The organism is Bradyrhizobium sp. ma5 (assembly GCF_042258955.1).
GTDB lineage: Bacteria > Pseudomonadota > Alphaproteobacteria > Rhizobiales > Xanthobacteraceae > Bradyrhizobium.
Genome location: NZ_CP170156.1, coordinates 7,533,410 through 7,547,001, shown reverse-complemented (window position 1 = coordinate 7,547,001; position 13,592 = coordinate 7,533,410). Strand labels below are relative to the sequence as shown.

General features: G+C 65.1%; 14 protein-coding genes. 7 read left to right on the top strand and 7 right to left on the bottom strand.

All coding sequences use genetic code 11. The features are described from left to right. Nucleotides 1-133: 133 nt before the first annotated feature. The gene (locus ACE103_RS35535; RefSeq protein ID WP_375776815.1) at nucleotides 134-943 is read left to right on the top strand and encodes a WecB/TagA/CpsF family glycosyltransferase; all 810 of its coding nucleotides are present in this window, start codon (nucleotides 134-136) and stop codon (nucleotides 941-943) included. Between the two features lie 255 nt (nucleotides 944-1,198). After that, entirely contained in the window at nucleotides 1,199-2,419 is a 1,221-nt protein-coding gene (locus ACE103_RS35530) for an MFS transporter (RefSeq protein WP_375781253.1), read from the top strand. A 9-nt stretch (nucleotides 2,420-2,428) separates the two neighbouring features. Here ACE103_RS35530 and ACE103_RS35525 read toward each other — a convergent pair whose 3' ends face one another. The 5 genes from ACE103_RS35525 to clpB form a co-directional block, all read right to left on the bottom strand. Next, nucleotides 2,429-2,620, bottom strand: a complete 192-nt coding sequence (locus tag ACE103_RS35525) for a hypothetical protein (protein WP_097672779.1) — start codon at nucleotides 2,618-2,620, stop codon at nucleotides 2,429-2,431. Between the two features lie 83 nt (nucleotides 2,621-2,703). Then, on the bottom strand, nucleotides 2,704-3,519 hold the full coding sequence (locus ACE103_RS35520; RefSeq protein WP_375776814.1) for a family 1 encapsulin nanocompartment shell protein: 816 nt from the start codon (nucleotides 3,517-3,519) through the stop codon (nucleotides 2,704-2,706). Continuing rightward, the gene (locus ACE103_RS35515; protein WP_375776813.1) at nucleotides 3,512-4,567 is read right to left on the bottom strand and encodes a Dyp-type peroxidase; all 1,056 of its coding nucleotides are present in this window, start codon (nucleotides 4,565-4,567) and stop codon (nucleotides 3,512-3,514) included. The genes ACE103_RS35520 and ACE103_RS35515 overlap by 8 nt, the downstream gene beginning before the upstream one ends. Nucleotides 4,568-4,686: 119 nt before the next feature. Further along, complete coding sequence (locus ACE103_RS35510) at nucleotides 4,687-4,956, bottom strand: DUF2171 domain-containing protein (protein ID WP_173638385.1); 270 nt, start codon at nucleotides 4,954-4,956, stop codon at nucleotides 4,687-4,689. Nucleotides 4,957-5,058: 102 nt separating this feature from the next. Next, nucleotides 5,059-7,671 (bottom strand): ATP-dependent chaperone ClpB, encoded by a 2,613-nt coding sequence (gene clpB, locus ACE103_RS35505; RefSeq protein ID WP_375776812.1) that lies wholly within the window; start codon nucleotides 7,669-7,671, stop codon nucleotides 5,059-5,061. A 649-nt stretch (nucleotides 7,672-8,320) separates the two neighbouring features. Here clpB and ACE103_RS35500 point away from each other — a divergent pair. The 5 genes from ACE103_RS35500 (at nucleotide 8,321) to ACE103_RS35480 (ending at nucleotide 11,541) form a co-directional block, all read left to right on the top strand. Beyond that, nucleotides 8,321-9,709 carry a hypothetical protein gene (locus tag ACE103_RS35500; protein ID WP_375776811.1) on the top strand — a complete coding sequence of 463 codons (1,389 nt, stop codon included), beginning with the start codon at nucleotides 8,321-8,323 and terminating at the stop codon, nucleotides 9,707-9,709. A gap of 86 nt (nucleotides 9,710-9,795) precedes the next feature. Further along, on the top strand, nucleotides 9,796-9,978 hold the full coding sequence (locus ACE103_RS35495; protein WP_223977317.1) for a hypothetical protein: 183 nt from the start codon (nucleotides 9,796-9,798) through the stop codon (nucleotides 9,976-9,978). 123 nt (nucleotides 9,979-10,101) lie between these two features. Beyond that, entirely contained in the window at nucleotides 10,102-11,004 is a 903-nt protein-coding gene (locus ACE103_RS35490; RefSeq protein WP_375776810.1) for a DnaJ C-terminal domain-containing protein, read from the top strand. Continuing rightward, nucleotides 11,001-11,276: a chaperone modulator CbpM gene (locus tag ACE103_RS35485; protein WP_375776809.1), complete on the top strand. Its 276-nt coding sequence runs from the start codon at nucleotides 11,001-11,003 to the stop codon at nucleotides 11,274-11,276. The genes ACE103_RS35490 and ACE103_RS35485 overlap by 4 nt, the downstream gene beginning before the upstream one ends. 40 nt (nucleotides 11,277-11,316) lie before the next feature. Next, nucleotides 11,317-11,541 carry a hypothetical protein gene (locus ACE103_RS35480; RefSeq protein WP_021081495.1) on the top strand — a complete coding sequence of 75 codons (225 nt, stop codon included), beginning with the start codon at nucleotides 11,317-11,319 and terminating at the stop codon, nucleotides 11,539-11,541. A gap of 5 nt (nucleotides 11,542-11,546) precedes the next feature. On the opposite strand, the gene ACE103_RS35475 is transcribed toward ACE103_RS35480, so the two are convergent. Together ACE103_RS35475 and ybaL are read right to left on the bottom strand one after the other, a co-directional pair. Further along, nucleotides 11,547-11,780 carry a hypothetical protein gene (locus ACE103_RS35475; protein WP_375776808.1) on the bottom strand — a complete coding sequence of 78 codons (234 nt, stop codon included), beginning with the start codon at nucleotides 11,778-11,780 and terminating at the stop codon, nucleotides 11,547-11,549. Nucleotides 11,781-11,819: 39 nt separating this feature from the next. After that, nucleotides 11,820-13,553 carry a YbaL family putative K(+) efflux transporter gene (gene ybaL / locus ACE103_RS35470; RefSeq protein WP_375776807.1) on the bottom strand — a complete coding sequence of 578 codons (1,734 nt, stop codon included), beginning with the start codon at nucleotides 13,551-13,553 and terminating at the stop codon, nucleotides 11,820-11,822. Nucleotides 13,554-13,592: the final 39 nt, after the last annotated feature.

Sequence of the window (13,592 nt, the reverse complement as noted above, 5' to 3'; positions counted from 1 at the left end):
CCTACAGGCCGATCGCGAGCGGCCTCGGCGTCTCGATTCGGATGTGGCTGCTCCATCTGTCCGGATTTGCGACACTTCGAGCGCCGGGCAACCGGTTTCCTCCGCAGATGTGCCAGCCGGATCATCGAGCGGCGTGGAGCGTCGCATCAATCCTGTCGGCAGGGCTGCGACTGCCAGCGTTCTCCGGGCGACCATCGGCGGGCTGCGGCTCGCCGTGCTCGATCGCGAGCAGACCGCGGACTTCATGGTCGAGGCGGTGCATCCGAACCGGCGTATCAATCGGCCGCTGTATCTGACGTCAGCCAATGGCGAGGTGCTGTCGCGCTGCTCCACCGAGCCGATGACCGATCGGCTGTTCCGAGCCGCCGACCTGATCAATGCCGACGGTCAGCCGCTGGTCATGGTGTCGAAGCTGCGGTCGCCGAATCCGCTTCCCGAGCGCGTTGCGACCACGGATCTGTTCCACGACGTCGCGCGCAAGGCGGAAGAACTCGGGCTGACCTTCTATCTGTTTGGTGCGAACGAGGCCGAGAACAAGGCGGCCATCGCCAATGTTCGCCGCGCCTATCCGGCTCTCAAGATCGTCGGCCATTCGCACGGCTATCTGCGCGGCGACGCGCTTCGGGCCAAGGTGGATGAGATCAATGCCCTGGCGCCGGACTTTCTCTGGGTTGCGCTTGGCGTGCCCTACGAGCAGGCCTTCGTCGACGAATTCATGTCGCAGCTTGGCAATGTCGGCGTCATCAAGACGTCGGGCGGATTGTTCAACTTCCTGTCCGGATCGCGGCCGCGCGCGCCGAGATGGATGCAGATCGTCGGGCTCGAATGGGCCTGGCGTGTTTGGCTCGAGCCGCGCCGGCTGTTCTGGCGCTATCTGACGACCAACCCACACGCCCTGTATCTGCTGTTCAACGGTACCGGGTCCTCGTCGACAAGGGACTGAACTCGCTAGCGCGCGCAAGCTGCGTTCCGGGCCGATCCTCCGCCGTTGCAAGCCCATTCGATGCGCGCAGCACAACCGATATCATTGCTCGCGTTGCATGCGGACGCGCGATCGGCCATGGCTTGCCTTGCATGGCCTGAGGAATGATACTCGCTCCGGACAGCCAGCCCCAAGGAACCGAGAGCGTTGCCGGACATTGCGAGCAGGGAACAGTTCGATGTCAAGCGCGCAGCCTTTGCCGCGACCATCGGCAACATGCTGGAGTTCTACGACTTCATCACCTACAGCTTCTTTGCGACCGAGATCGGACGCACCTTCTTCCCCGCGCACAGCGAATACGGCAGCCTCATGCTGTCGCTTGCAACCTTCGGCGCCGGTTTCCTGACGCGCCCCATCGGCGGCGTCGTGCTCGGCATCTTCTCCGATCGGGTCGGCCGGCGGCCGGCGATGCTGCTGAGCTTTGCGCTGATGGGAGGCGCGATCCTGACCATCGCGCTGACGCCGTCCTATGCCGCGATCGGCGTCGTGGCGCCGATCATCGTGATCCTGGCGCGGATGGTGCAGGGGTTCGCGCTCGGCGGCGAGGTCGGACCGACCACGGCCTATCTCATCGAGATCGCGGCACCCAGGAATCGCGGCCTGGTGGTGGCCTGGCAGCCGGCCAGCCAGGAGATCGCGGCGACCGTCGGCGCCCTTGTCGGCGTCATCCTGAGCAGCACGATGGCGCCCGACATGCTGCAGGCCTACGGATGGCGCGTCGCATTCCTGCTCGGGGCGGTCTGCCTGCCGTTCGGCATCTGGATGCGCCGGACGCTGCCGGAAACCGTGCCGCACGGCGAGCGCGCCGCGGCGGGCGTAGAGCGCGCGAACCATGTCGTGCTGGCGCGCCGGCACAGTCGCGTGATCCTGCTGGCCGTGATGATCCTGGCCAGCGGCACGATCTCGACCTACGTGACGCAGTACATGACGACCTACGCCAAGAATACGCTGCATGTGTCGCCGTCGCTTGCGTTCACCGTATCGCTGGTGAGCAACGGACTTCAAATTATCGGCGCGGTGCTGGGCGGCTGGCTTGCCGACCGGCTCGGGCGCAAGCCGATCATGATCTGGCCGCAGCTCGTCGTGCTGGTGCTGACCTATCCGGCCTTCCTGTGGATCGTCCGGGACCCCGGCGCGTGGTCGCTGCTGTTCGGCTTCGGCATCCTGTCATTCATCGGATCGCTGCCGTTCACGGCGTTCTACGCCGCCTTCACCGAAGCGCTGCCGCAGAATATCCGCGGCGGTGTGTTCGCGACGATCTACGCGGTCGCGATCGCGACCTTCGGCGGCACCGCGCAACTCGTGGTCACATGGCTGCTGCACGTGACCGGCGATCCGCTGGCGCCGTCCTGGTACCTGCTGCTCGCGGCGGCGGTCGGCATCCTGGCCATGAGCCTGATGCCCGAGACCGCGCCGGTGAAGGTCGGCGAGAAGTAACCGCTGAACTCAGTCCATGTCGCGAAAGGCGTGGCCGTTGGCCTCGATCTCTTTCACGAGCTGTGGCGGCAGGTTGGCCTGCGCCGAGGTGCCGTCGAACACCCAGTCCTTGGCATCGCCGAGATCGGGCAGGCCGGCGCCCTTGCGAACATAAAGGCCGACCGATGCCTTCTTCGGGTTGATGTAGAGATCGTAGTCCATTGCGCGCCTCCTCTTCGTTGAAGTCAACGGAGCTCCGGCACGGATCGGCCGGAGGCTTCCTGGAAGAGTCAACGCCGGTACGACTAGGCGGGTTTCTTCGCCTCCGGCGCAAGCACCACCGACGCTTCGCTGGTCAGCATCAGGAAGGTGATGGTCTCCTGGAAATACAGCTGAACCGAGGTCGCCGAGTGGCTGAGATAGCCGATCGAAAGGTCCTGGCCGATCGAGAGCTGGAAGTCGCCGCCGCGGGTGGTCAGCAGCACGCCGCCCTCGATCGCAGGCGCCCAGATGATCTTGCCGTCGATCAGGCGCTGGATGTGCTGCAGCACAGGATAGCCGTCGTCGGTCGCACCGCCGATCGCGGTGTAGGGCTCGGTGCCGAGCAGCAGCGTGTAGGGACCGTTGACGCCGGCGAGCCGCAACTGGCTGACCGCCTGCGCGACAACGGTGGGATAGTTCTTGATGCTCGAAGGTAGCTTCAGGACCGGGTTGCTGGTGCCCTGGCGGATGCCCTGAATCCCGGCGGCCGCGTAGCCATCGAACACCGCGCGATCCTCGGCGAAGGCGATCTTGCGCGCAGCGTCCTTGAGCGGATCCCAGTCGGAATCATTGGCGCCGCGTTCGACATCGTCGATCGCCTGGCGCGACAGCTCGAACGGCACGCGCAGCTCCACCAGCGCGCGGACGTCGCGTTGCGTTGCCTCGACGCCGTCGCCGGGTGTCGCGATTTTCTTCAGATGGCCGGTGCCGACCGCGGAGAAGTCCGTGCCCTTCGGCCCATCGACATCGACGACACGGCGCGCGGCCAGATGGCGCTTCAACGTCCGCGAGGCTTCCTCTTCGATCTGGGCCCATGCCGCGTCCGAGATGGGGGCCAATCCCCGATGAAGATTATTCATGTCCAGCCTCTCCTTTGAGTGAGCCGATCCCGAGCGAGCCATCGGACGGCGGTATTCTTTGTGCAGGTGCCTCGTCAGCCCCGGCGTCATCCAGCGACGGCTCAGCCGGCGCGGGTGGCTCGCCGGTGACATCTTCCAGGAAGGTCGCCGACGGAATGAAGAACAGCGTGCCGGTCACGGCGCGGCTGAAGTCGAGCAGGCGGTCGTAATTGCCCGGCGGCTTGCCGACGAACATGTTCTCCAGCATCTGCTCGATCCGGTGCGGGGACTTGGCATAGCCGATGAAGTAGGTGCCGAACTCGCCCTTGCTGATGTTGCCGAACGGCATGTTGTCGCGGACGATGTCGAGCTCCTCGCCATTCTCGACGATCGTCGTCAGGGCATTGTGCGCGTAGCTCGGCTTCACGGCATCGTCGAGCTCGATGTCGGACAACTTGGTGCGGCCGATGATCTTCTCCTGCATCTCGACCGGCAGCTCGTTCCACTTCTTCAGATCGTGCAGGTATTTTTGCACGATCACATAGCTGCCGCCGGCGAAGGCCGGGTCCTCGTCGCCGATGATGGTGGCGTCGGTGGCCGCCTGGTCCTCCGGATTCTCCGTGCCGTCGACGAAGCCGAGCAGGTCGCGCTCGTCGAAATATTTGAAGCCGTGCACCTCATCCGAGGTCGCAACCGCATCGCCGAGCCGCGACATGATCTGTGTCGCGAGCTCGAAGCACAGGTCCATCGGCACTGCGCGGATGTGAAACAACAGGTCGCCCGGTGTCGCAACGGCGTGGTGGACGCCGTTGATCTCGCGGAACGGATGCAGACCTTTCGGCTTCGGCGCACCGAACAGCCGGTCCCATGCATCCGAGCCGATGCCCATGACGCAGGACAGCCGGCCCTCGAGATCGCGAAAGCCGACCGCGCGCACCAGCGCGGCCACGTCCGCACATAGCGACCGCACCACAGTATCAAATTCCGGATTGGGCTTGATCGTGACCGCAAGGAAGATGGCCGCGCGCGTCAGCTTCGCAGCGACCGGTTGCGGAACGGCTGATGGCACGCATCTCTCCTTAACTAACGGCACTTTAACGCGAAAAAGGTCTCGACTGGACGCCGGATCGACGTCCAGACACGGGGCAGAGGAGCATGCCATCGGAGCCTTTACAAGAGCCCGGATTGCTAGGCTTCCGCGGACGGACCAACCGGCTTGCCGGACTTCTCCTCCTCGAGGGTCACCGCGATGGCGGCGTTGGCGGAGAGCCGCACCTTGGTGCCTTCGACACCGGCGACGAAGCCGAGCTCGATATAATGATGGTGACCCTTGTGGAAGCCGTCGCTTTCGCTCTTCTTGAGCTTGATGCGGTTGCCTTCAACGTGATCGACGGTGCCGACATGCACGCCGTCGGCGCCGATGACCTCCATGTTGTCCTTGATGTTCTGCTGCGTCATGACGCTCTCCCTGGTTGCAGGTCGGCTTGCACATTCAGCTTGCATATGATGCGCCCAGACGACGCGGCGATGACGGCGCGTCGTCGGCAATCCCGGCTTCTCTCACACCGGTTCGAATTCGTCCGCGGCGGCGTTCTCGGGCTTCTTGCCGTTGAAGGTGAGGCCGGCCTTGGTGGCGGAGAGCTTCACCTGCGAGCCGTCGCGCACGTCGCCGGCGAGAATCATTTCGGCGAGCGGATCCTGTACGCTGCGCTGGATCACCCGTTTCAGCGGGCGGGCGCCATAGGCTGGATCCCAGCCCTTCTCCGCCAGCCAGTCGCGCGCCTTCGGATCGAGCTCGAGATCGATCTTGCGATCCTCGAGCAGCTTGCGCAGGCGCGAGAATTGAATCTCGACGATGCGGCCCATGTCGCTCTTCTGCAGCCGGTGGAACAGGATGATCTCGTCGATGCGGTTGAGGAATTCGGGGCGGAAGTGCGCCCGCACCATGTTCATCACCTGCTCGCGCACTGCGCTGGTCGGCTGGCCCTCCGGCTGATTGACGAGATATTCCGCGCCGATATTCGAGGTCATGATGATCAGTGTGTTGCGGAAATCGACGGTGCGGCCCTGGCCATCGGTCAGGCGGCCGTCGTCGAGCACCTGCAGCAGCACGTTGAAGACATCGGGATGCGCCTTCTCGATCTCATCGAACAGCACGACCTGGTAGGGCCGCCGCCGCACCGCTTCCGTCAATGCGCCGCCCTCGTCATAACCGACATAGCCCGGAGGCGCGCCGATCAGCCGGGAGACCGAGTGCTTCTCCATAAACTCGGACATGTCGAGCCGGACCATCGCGGTCTCGTCGTCGAACAGATATTCGGCGAGCGCTTTGGCGAGCTCGGTCTTGCCGACGCCGGTCGGACCTAAGAACATGAACGAGCCGATCGGCCGGTTCGGGTCCTGGAGGCCGGCGCGGGCGCGGCGCACCGCGGTCGATACCGCGCGGACCGCCTCGGCCTGGCCGACGACGCGCTTGCCGAGCATCTCCTCCATGCGCAGCAGCTTGTCCTTCTCGCCTTCCAGCATCTTGTCGACGGGGACGCCGGTCCAGCGCGACACCACCTGCGCGATATTGTCGGCGGTCACGGTCTCGCTGGCGGACGAGGTCTCGCTGGCCTCGACCGATACGAGCTTCTTCTCGAGCTCGGGAATGCGGCCATAGGCCAGCTCGCCCGCCTTCTGGAATTCGCCCTTGCGCTGCGCATTGGCAAGCTCGGTGCGCAACTGCTCGAGCTCGCCCTTCATCTTCTGCGCGTCGGAGAGTTTGCTCTTCTCCGACCGCCATCTCGACGTCATGTCCGCCGACTTCTTCTCAAGATCCACGAGGTCCTTCTCGAGGGTCTGCAGGCGGCTCCTGGAGCCGAGATCGGTCTCCTTCTTCAGCGCCTCCTGCTCGATCTTGAGGCGGATGATCTCGCGGTCGAGCGAGTCAAGCTCTTCAGGCTTGGAATCGACCTGCATCTTCAGCCGCGCCGCCGCTTCGTCCATCAGGTCGATGGCTTTGTCGGGCAGAAAGCGGTCGGTGATGTAGCGGTTCGACAGCGTCGCGGCGGCGACCAGCGCCGAATCCGCGATGCGCACGCCGTGATGCTGCTCGTATTTGTCCTTGAGGCCGCGCAGGATCGAGATGGTGTCCTCGACCGTCGGCTCCGAGACGAACACCGGCTGGAACCGGCGGGCCAGCGCCGCGTCCTTCTCGACATGCTTGCGGTATTCGTCGAGCGTGGTGGCGCCGATGCAGTGCAACTCGCCGCGGGCGAGCGCGGGTTTCAGCAGGTTCGATGCATCCATCGCGCCGTCGCCCTTGCCGGCGCCGATCAGCGTATGCATTTCGTCGATGAACAGGATGATGCCGCCCTCGGCGGACGTCACCTCCTGTAGCACCGCCTTGAGCCGTTCCTCGAACTCGCCGCGATACTTGGCGCCGGCAATCAGCGCGCCGAGGTCGAGCGCGAGCAGCGCCTTGTCCTGCAGGCTTTCCGGCACGTCGCCATTGACGATGCGCAGCGCCAGCCCCTCGACGATCGCGGTTTTGCCGACGCCGGGCTCGCCGATCAGGACGGGATTGTTCTTGGTGCGGCGTGACAAGACCTGGATGGTGCGGCGGATCTCCTCGTCGCGGCCGATCACCGGATCGAGCTTGCCGTCGCGCGCGGCCTGGGTCAGATCGCGGGCATATTTCTTCAGTGCGTCATAGGCATTCTCGGCCGATGCGCTGTCGGCGGTGCGGCCCTTGCGCAGGGCGTTGATCGCCGCATTCAGATTCTGCGGATTGACACCGCCCTTGGCGACCAGCTTGCCGGCTTCGCTGTCCTTGTCGGCTGCCAGCGCCTGCAGCATGCGCTCGACCGAGACAAAGCTGTCGCCGGCCTTGTCGGCCGCCTGCTCCGCGGCGGCGAAAGTGCGCGCGGTCTCGGGAGCCATATAGATCTGTCCGGAGCCGGCGCCGCTGACCTTCGGCACCTTCGCCAGCGCGTCTTCGGTCGCCTTGAGGATCGCGCGCGAGTTGCCGCCGGCTCGGTCGATCAGGCCAGCCGCGAGGCCTTCGGGGTCATCGAGCAGCACTTTCAGGATATGGAGCGTCGAAAACTGCTGGTGCCCCTCGCGCATCGCGAGCGATTGTGCCGACTGAATGAAGCCGCGGAGGCGATCGGTATATTTTTCAATGTTCATGGTGGCACCTCAAGGCAGCACAGGCTCATCGAGATCAAGTACGCCACGCATTGCCGCCGGCGACAGATGGCGGAACGATGACATCCATCAAGCGGCAGCCGAGTTGCAATCGCGCCGGCGGAAAACCGCGGGCCTGGCGCTGCCGCAGGCCGTATCGTGTGGTCGTTTCAGGGGTGTGTCAATCGCCGAGCGCGGCTGCCGACGTACCGCTTTCGAGGTGTTGCGGTGTTCGCTTCTGGCACTCATCCGGCGGTACTGCTACGGACGCGCCGACAAATCGGGGTCCGCATCACGCCGGTGGTGGCTCGGCTGATCGCGGTGCGTGCAAAGCGAGCGGCGCGACGATCCCGGATCGTTGTAATCGTGCGAGAGCCGAAGTCATGTTTGCGATTTCAGTAACTGTCGTCTCGCACCTCGCGGAATGCACGCGATGATGCAGACGTGCGTCGCGCGCTGTTCCACTGAATCGCGCGATGATGAGTCACTGCACACTCTGAACCGTCGATGAATAGCTGCGTGATGCGTTTGGCGCTGTTTCAGGTTGATGTAAGGTCAAGGCGCTAGCGATGAAGTGTGTCGGTGCATTGCCGATGCACCGGAACTTTTGTTCCGGTTCTCACGTTGAACGTGCTCATCGAAGAGGCTCCCAATGATCACTCGTCTTCTTTCGACCGCGTCGTGCGCCGCGATCGCCACGGCGCTGTTCACTGCGACGGCCGTGCCGGCAATCGCGCAGGATGCGGCATGCGCGCCGGTCTCTGCCGTCGATACCGCGCCGCCGCCGCTGCCGACCTACGATCAGCCGCCGGTGCCCGGGCCCGGTTACATGTGGTCACCGGGCAATTGGTCGTGGGACGAGGATCGGGGCGATTACTACTGGGTGCCGGGCACCTGGGTGCAGCCGCCGCGGGTCGGACTGCTCTGGACTCCCGGCTACTGGGGCGCGTTCGGTGGCGGCTTCATTTTCCATCAGGGCTATTGGGGTGATCTCGTCGGCTTCTACGGCGGCGTCAATTACGGCTTCGGTTACGGCGGTTCAGGCTATGAAGGCGGCCGCTGGGATCACGGCAACTTCTTCTACAATCGCACCGTGAACAATCTGCAGGGCGCGCGCATCACCAACGTCTACGAGAAGAACGTCACGATCAATCAGACCACCATCAACAACGTCAGCTACAATGGCGGCCGCGGCGGCATCGAGGTGCGGCCGACTCCCGCCGAACGTACGATCGCCAAGGAACAGCATTTCGCGGCGACGCCGTTGCAACGCAAGCAGGTCGAGACCGCAAGCCAGGACCCGAGCCTGTTCAAGCGAACCAATAATGGCGTGCCCGCCGTTGCCGCAACGGCGCGGCCCGGCGAGCTGAAGGGACCGGGCGTGGTCCGCGCGCGGCCGGCCGGCGAGGTGGTGCCTGCCAACGCTGCACGGCCGGCGGCCGGGGAGCCGGCGCGGCCGGGAACCGCAGCTGCACCGGCCGACTCCCACGCGCTTCCCGTGCCGGGCAAGGAGCTTCCGGCGGCGCAGCAGAACAAGCCGGCAGCCGAGGAGAAGCGTGCAGCTCCGGCTCCCGAGACGAAGGTCGAGCCGCGTCCCGCCGCACCGGCGCCCGCCGAATCCCATGCGCTTCCGGTCCCCGAGAAGGGCGTTGCGGCACATCCGCCCGCCGAGGTGAGCAAGCCTGCGGTCGAGGAGAAGCGCGCAGCGCCAGCCGCCGAGCCGAAGGTCGAGCCGCGGCCTGCAACGGAAGCGGCGCGGCCTGCCGCGCCGGAGAGGCGGCCCGAGGAGGTGCGCAAGGAGGAACCGCGGCCGGAGCCTGTCGCACGGCCGGAGCAGGCAGCACGGCCCGAACCACGACCGGAGCCTGCGGCAAGGCCGGAAGCGCGGCCGGAGACGATGGCACGCCCTGAGGCGCATCCGCAGCAGGCGGCACGGCCGGAGCCGCCGCACGTTCAGGCCGCGCCGCACGTTCAGGCGCCGCCGCATGCTGCGCCGGCCGCAGGTCACCCCGCAGAGGAGAAGCGGCAGGAGCAACGTTGAGGTAAGATCGCGCTCCGCCGGCTCGTTCCGGCGGAGCGCGCACTCTCTTCTGCCCGTGCGCAAGCGATCATCATTGGAGGTCGGTCATGGCACAGAGTCACGGTGGGAGCGGACAGCTTGACGACGGCAAGCCGCGCCTGAGCGAAGACGATATGCAGCGAGCCCTGCTCGGTCCGCGGGGCGTGCCGGGCAAGCCGGATCCCGCCAGGATGACGCCGCAGCAGAAAAAGAACATTCCGAATTATCTCGACCCCGGACACACCTCGTAGCGGGCCGCGATCCGAGCGCATGCTGGCTCGCCCATGGCCGGGCGATGGGCGAGCGCACTTGCAAATCGGCTGCTTTTGCGCCCTCATGATTGCAGGTGCCCTCACGGTGTTGCGGAGCAGGTTGTGAGAAATCCGTACGAGGTTCTTGGCGTTGCCCCGACGGCGTCTTCGGCCGATATCCAGAAGGCCTATCGCAAGCTGGCGAAGAAGCTGCATCCGGATCTCAATCCGGGCGACAAGGCGGCCGAAGAAAAGTTCAAGGAAGTCGCTGCGGCGAACGATTTGCTCTCGGATGCCGACAAGCGCAAGCGCTTCGACGCCGGCGAGATCGATGAAAGCGGCGCCGAGCGGCCACAGCATCGCTACTACCGGGATTTCGCCACCGCCGATGGGGGGCATCCCTATGCCGACAATTCCGGTTATGCCGATTATATGGACCAGGACGACGCGTTCGCCGAATTGCTCCGGCGCAGCGAGCAGGCGCGCGCCAACCGGCGCGGCCGCGACCCGCACTACAGCCTTGCGATCGATTTCGCGGAATCGATCACCGGCGCGAGCAAACGCCTGACGCTTCCTGATGGCGGTACGCTCGACGTCACGATCCCGCCGGGCCTCGTCGACGGCCAGGTCATTCGCCTGCGCGGCAAGGGCATGCCGGGCAGCGGCAAGGGCGGCCCCGGCGACGCGCTGATCGAGGTCGAGGTTCGCCCCGATCCGCGCTTCACCCGCGAGGGCGACGACATCACGCTGGAATTGCCGATCTCCCTGTCAGAGGCTGTGCTCGGCGGCAAGGTCAACGTTCCGACGCCGACGGGTGCGGTCACCATGACGGTTCCGAAGGGCGCGAACACCGGCACGACGATGCGGTTGCGTGGCAAGGGCGCACCCAAGGTCGGCGGCGGTCACGGCGATGAGTTCGTCAAGCTCAAGGTGGTCCTGCCCAAGGGACCCGATCCCGCGCTCGAGGCGTTCGTATCGAACTGGGATCGCAAGGGATTCAATCCACGCGATGATGGTGCATCATGAACAGGCAGCAGTTCCTCATCGATGCGGGTCTCGAAGTGCAGACCTTGGAGTTCTGGATCGAGCAGCAATGGCTGGTTCCGGACGAGACTACGCAGGAGATCAGCTTTTCCGAAACCGACGTGGCGCGCGCCCATCTGATCCGGGATCTGAAGGGCGATTTCGGCGTCAACGACGAGGGGATCGACGTCATCCTGCATCTGGTCGACCAGTTGCACGGCCTGCGCCGTGCGTTTGAAGAATTGCACAAGGATATCGCGTCATCGCCGCGCTAGCCGCCTCGCTAGCGGCGATCATCAGTCCCGGGAGACGATCATGACGGACAAGCCGACGCCGCTGGCCCATGGCGAGATTGACGTTCTGATTTTGCAGGCGCTGGTGCGCAAGCTGATCGCAAAGGGCGTGCTGACGCCGGACGACGTCCGCGCGATGCTGTTCGAGGCCGCGAAAAACCTGGATCTCGTCGGCAGCGAGCTGACGACGGAGGCCGCCAACATCATCGTGCAGGAAGATCTGGCGCCCGCATTCCTCGGCGGTTGATTTCTTCAGGTCTGACCGCTGCGGTTGGAGACCAGCCGGATTTGCGTGATCTGGTCGGCATTGCCGGCAAGATAGGCCTGCGCGTCGCACACCAGACGCTCGATTGCCGCAGCGTCATAGCTCGGATGGCGCGTGTTCAGATGCAGGTCGGTCTCGATCTGTATTACATTGGTCGCGGCATCGGCGCCGATCTCGATCGAGAACGACACCAGTGAAACGTGCGGGCTCTTGAATGCCACGTCTTGATCTCCTTTCGTCGCGCAGTGGACGCCGTTATCTCAGGCCGCAGAATCTTCCCTCGCGGTCGTCGCAGTCTGCACGGCAATGCCAGCGTGCCTGCGGTCGAGTTCCTCGATCATGCCGCGGGCAATCTCGCGCTCGCCCATGATCACGATGTCGGCGCCGAGGCCCTTCAGATGATCGACCTCGGCGTCGGAATGCGCGCGTGCGATGATCCGGATATCGGCATTGGCGGCGCGCGCCTGCTCGACGATCTGTCCGGCCTCGAAGGCTTCGGGAATGGCGATGACCAGCGATCGTGCGCCGGCCGGATTGGTCGCGCGCAGCACGCTGGCGCGCGCGGCGTTGCCCATCAGGGCTTCGATGCCGCGCTGCCTGAGCTTTGCGACGGTGTCGTCGGACGCCTCGACCGCGAGGAACGGCGCGTTGCGCTGATGCAGGGCATCACCCACGAGACTGCCGACCCGGCCGTAGCCGATCAGGATGGTGTGATCCTGCAAGTCGGTGATCGGGATCGGTTCAGCGGTGGCAGCGGTTGGCGAGGAAGCCTGCGGCTTCTCGAGCCGCGAGGTCAGCCAGTCGACCACCGCGAACACCAGCGGGTTGAGCATGATCGAGAAGATCGCGCCCGCCAGGATCAAGTCGCGGCCAGCCTTCGGCAGCAGATTGAGCGCAACGCCGAGTTCCGCGAGGATGAAGGAGAATTCGCCGATCTGGGCAAGGCTCGCCGAGATCATCAGGGCGGTCGCCATCGGATGACGGAACAGCACGACGATCAAAAGCGCCACCAGCGACTTGCCGACCCCGATAACGAACAGTGTCGCGAGAAACGGCCACGGCTCGCGCACCACGCTGAACGGATCGAACAGCATGCCGACTGAGACGAAGAACAGCACCGCGAATGCGTCGCGCAGCGGCAGGGTCTCCTGGGCGGCGCGCTGGCTGAGCGGCGATTCCCGCAGCATCATCCCGGCGAAAAAGGCGCCGAGCGCAAGCGAAACCCCGAACAGCTTGGTCGCGCCGAACGCGATGCAGAGCGCGATCGCGAGCACGGCCAGCCTGAACAGTTCGCGCGAGCCGGTGTGCGCGATGTAGTGCAACGCCCATGGAATCAGCCGGCGTCCGACCACCAGCATCAGCGCGATGAACACGGCGATCTTGACCAGCGTCAGCACCAGCACGCCGGTCAGCCCAAGCCCGAAGCGGGTGGCGAGCGGATCGGAGGTGATTGCGGCGCCATCGCCGCCCTGGAAGCTCGCCACCGCCGGGAACAGCACCAGCGCGAGCACCATGGCGAGGTCCTCGACGATCAGCCAGCCGACCGCGATCTTGCCGCGTTCGGTGTCCATCAGGCGGCGCTCCTGCAACGCGCGCAACAGCACCACGGTACTTGCGACTGACAGCGCGAGCCCGAACACCAGCCCGGCACCGATGGTCCAGCCCATCATGAGCGCGAGGCCGAGGCCCAACAGTGTGGCGACCGCAATCTGCGCAATGGCGCCGGGCACCGCGATCGCGCGCACCGACAGCAGGTCGTTCAGCGAGAAGTGCAGGCCGACGCCGAACATCAGGAGAATGATACCGAGCTCGGCGAGCTCGGTTGCCAGCGCCTGATCGGCGACGAAGCCGGGCGTGAACGGACCCACGGCAACGCCCGCGATGAGATAACCGACCAGTGGCGGAACCCGGAAGCGCTGCGCGATGGTTCCGAAGACGAAGGCAAGTCCAAGGCCCACGACGATGGTCGCGATCAGAGGTGTGTCATGCGGCATTTCGCCTTGTCGCACAGCATGGTTGGCAGTGCACCGCGA

Coding starts and splice junctions, on each gene's coding strand:
- ACE103_RS35485 (WP_375776809.1), top strand. CDS start 11,001: ATGAACAGGCAGCAGTTCCTCATCGATGCGGGTCTCGAAGTGCAGACC.
- ybaL (WP_375776807.1), bottom strand. CDS start 13,553: ATGCCGCATGACACACCTCTGATCGCGACCATCGTCGTGGGCCTTGGA.
- ACE103_RS35525 (WP_097672779.1), bottom strand. CDS start 2,620: ATGGACTACGATCTCTACATCAACCCGAAGAAGGCATCGGTCGGCCTT.
- ACE103_RS35495 (WP_223977317.1), top strand. CDS start 9,796: ATGGCACAGAGTCACGGTGGGAGCGGACAGCTTGACGACGGCAAGCCG.
- ACE103_RS35520 (WP_375776814.1), bottom strand. CDS start 3,519: ATGAATAATCTTCATCGGGGATTGGCCCCCATCTCGGACGCGGCATGG.
- ACE103_RS35510 (WP_173638385.1), bottom strand. CDS start 4,956: ATGACGCAGCAGAACATCAAGGACAACATGGAGGTCATCGGCGCCGAC.
- ACE103_RS35480 (WP_021081495.1), top strand. CDS start 11,317: ATGACGGACAAGCCGACGCCGCTGGCCCATGGCGAGATTGACGTTCTG.
- ACE103_RS35500 (WP_375776811.1), top strand. CDS start 8,321: ATGATCACTCGTCTTCTTTCGACCGCGTCGTGCGCCGCGATCGCCACG.
- ACE103_RS35530 (WP_375781253.1), top strand. CDS start 1,199: ATGCTGGAGTTCTACGACTTCATCACCTACAGCTTCTTTGCGACCGAG.
- clpB (WP_375776812.1), bottom strand. CDS start 7,671: ATGAACATTGAAAAATATACCGATCGCCTCCGCGGCTTCATTCAGTCG.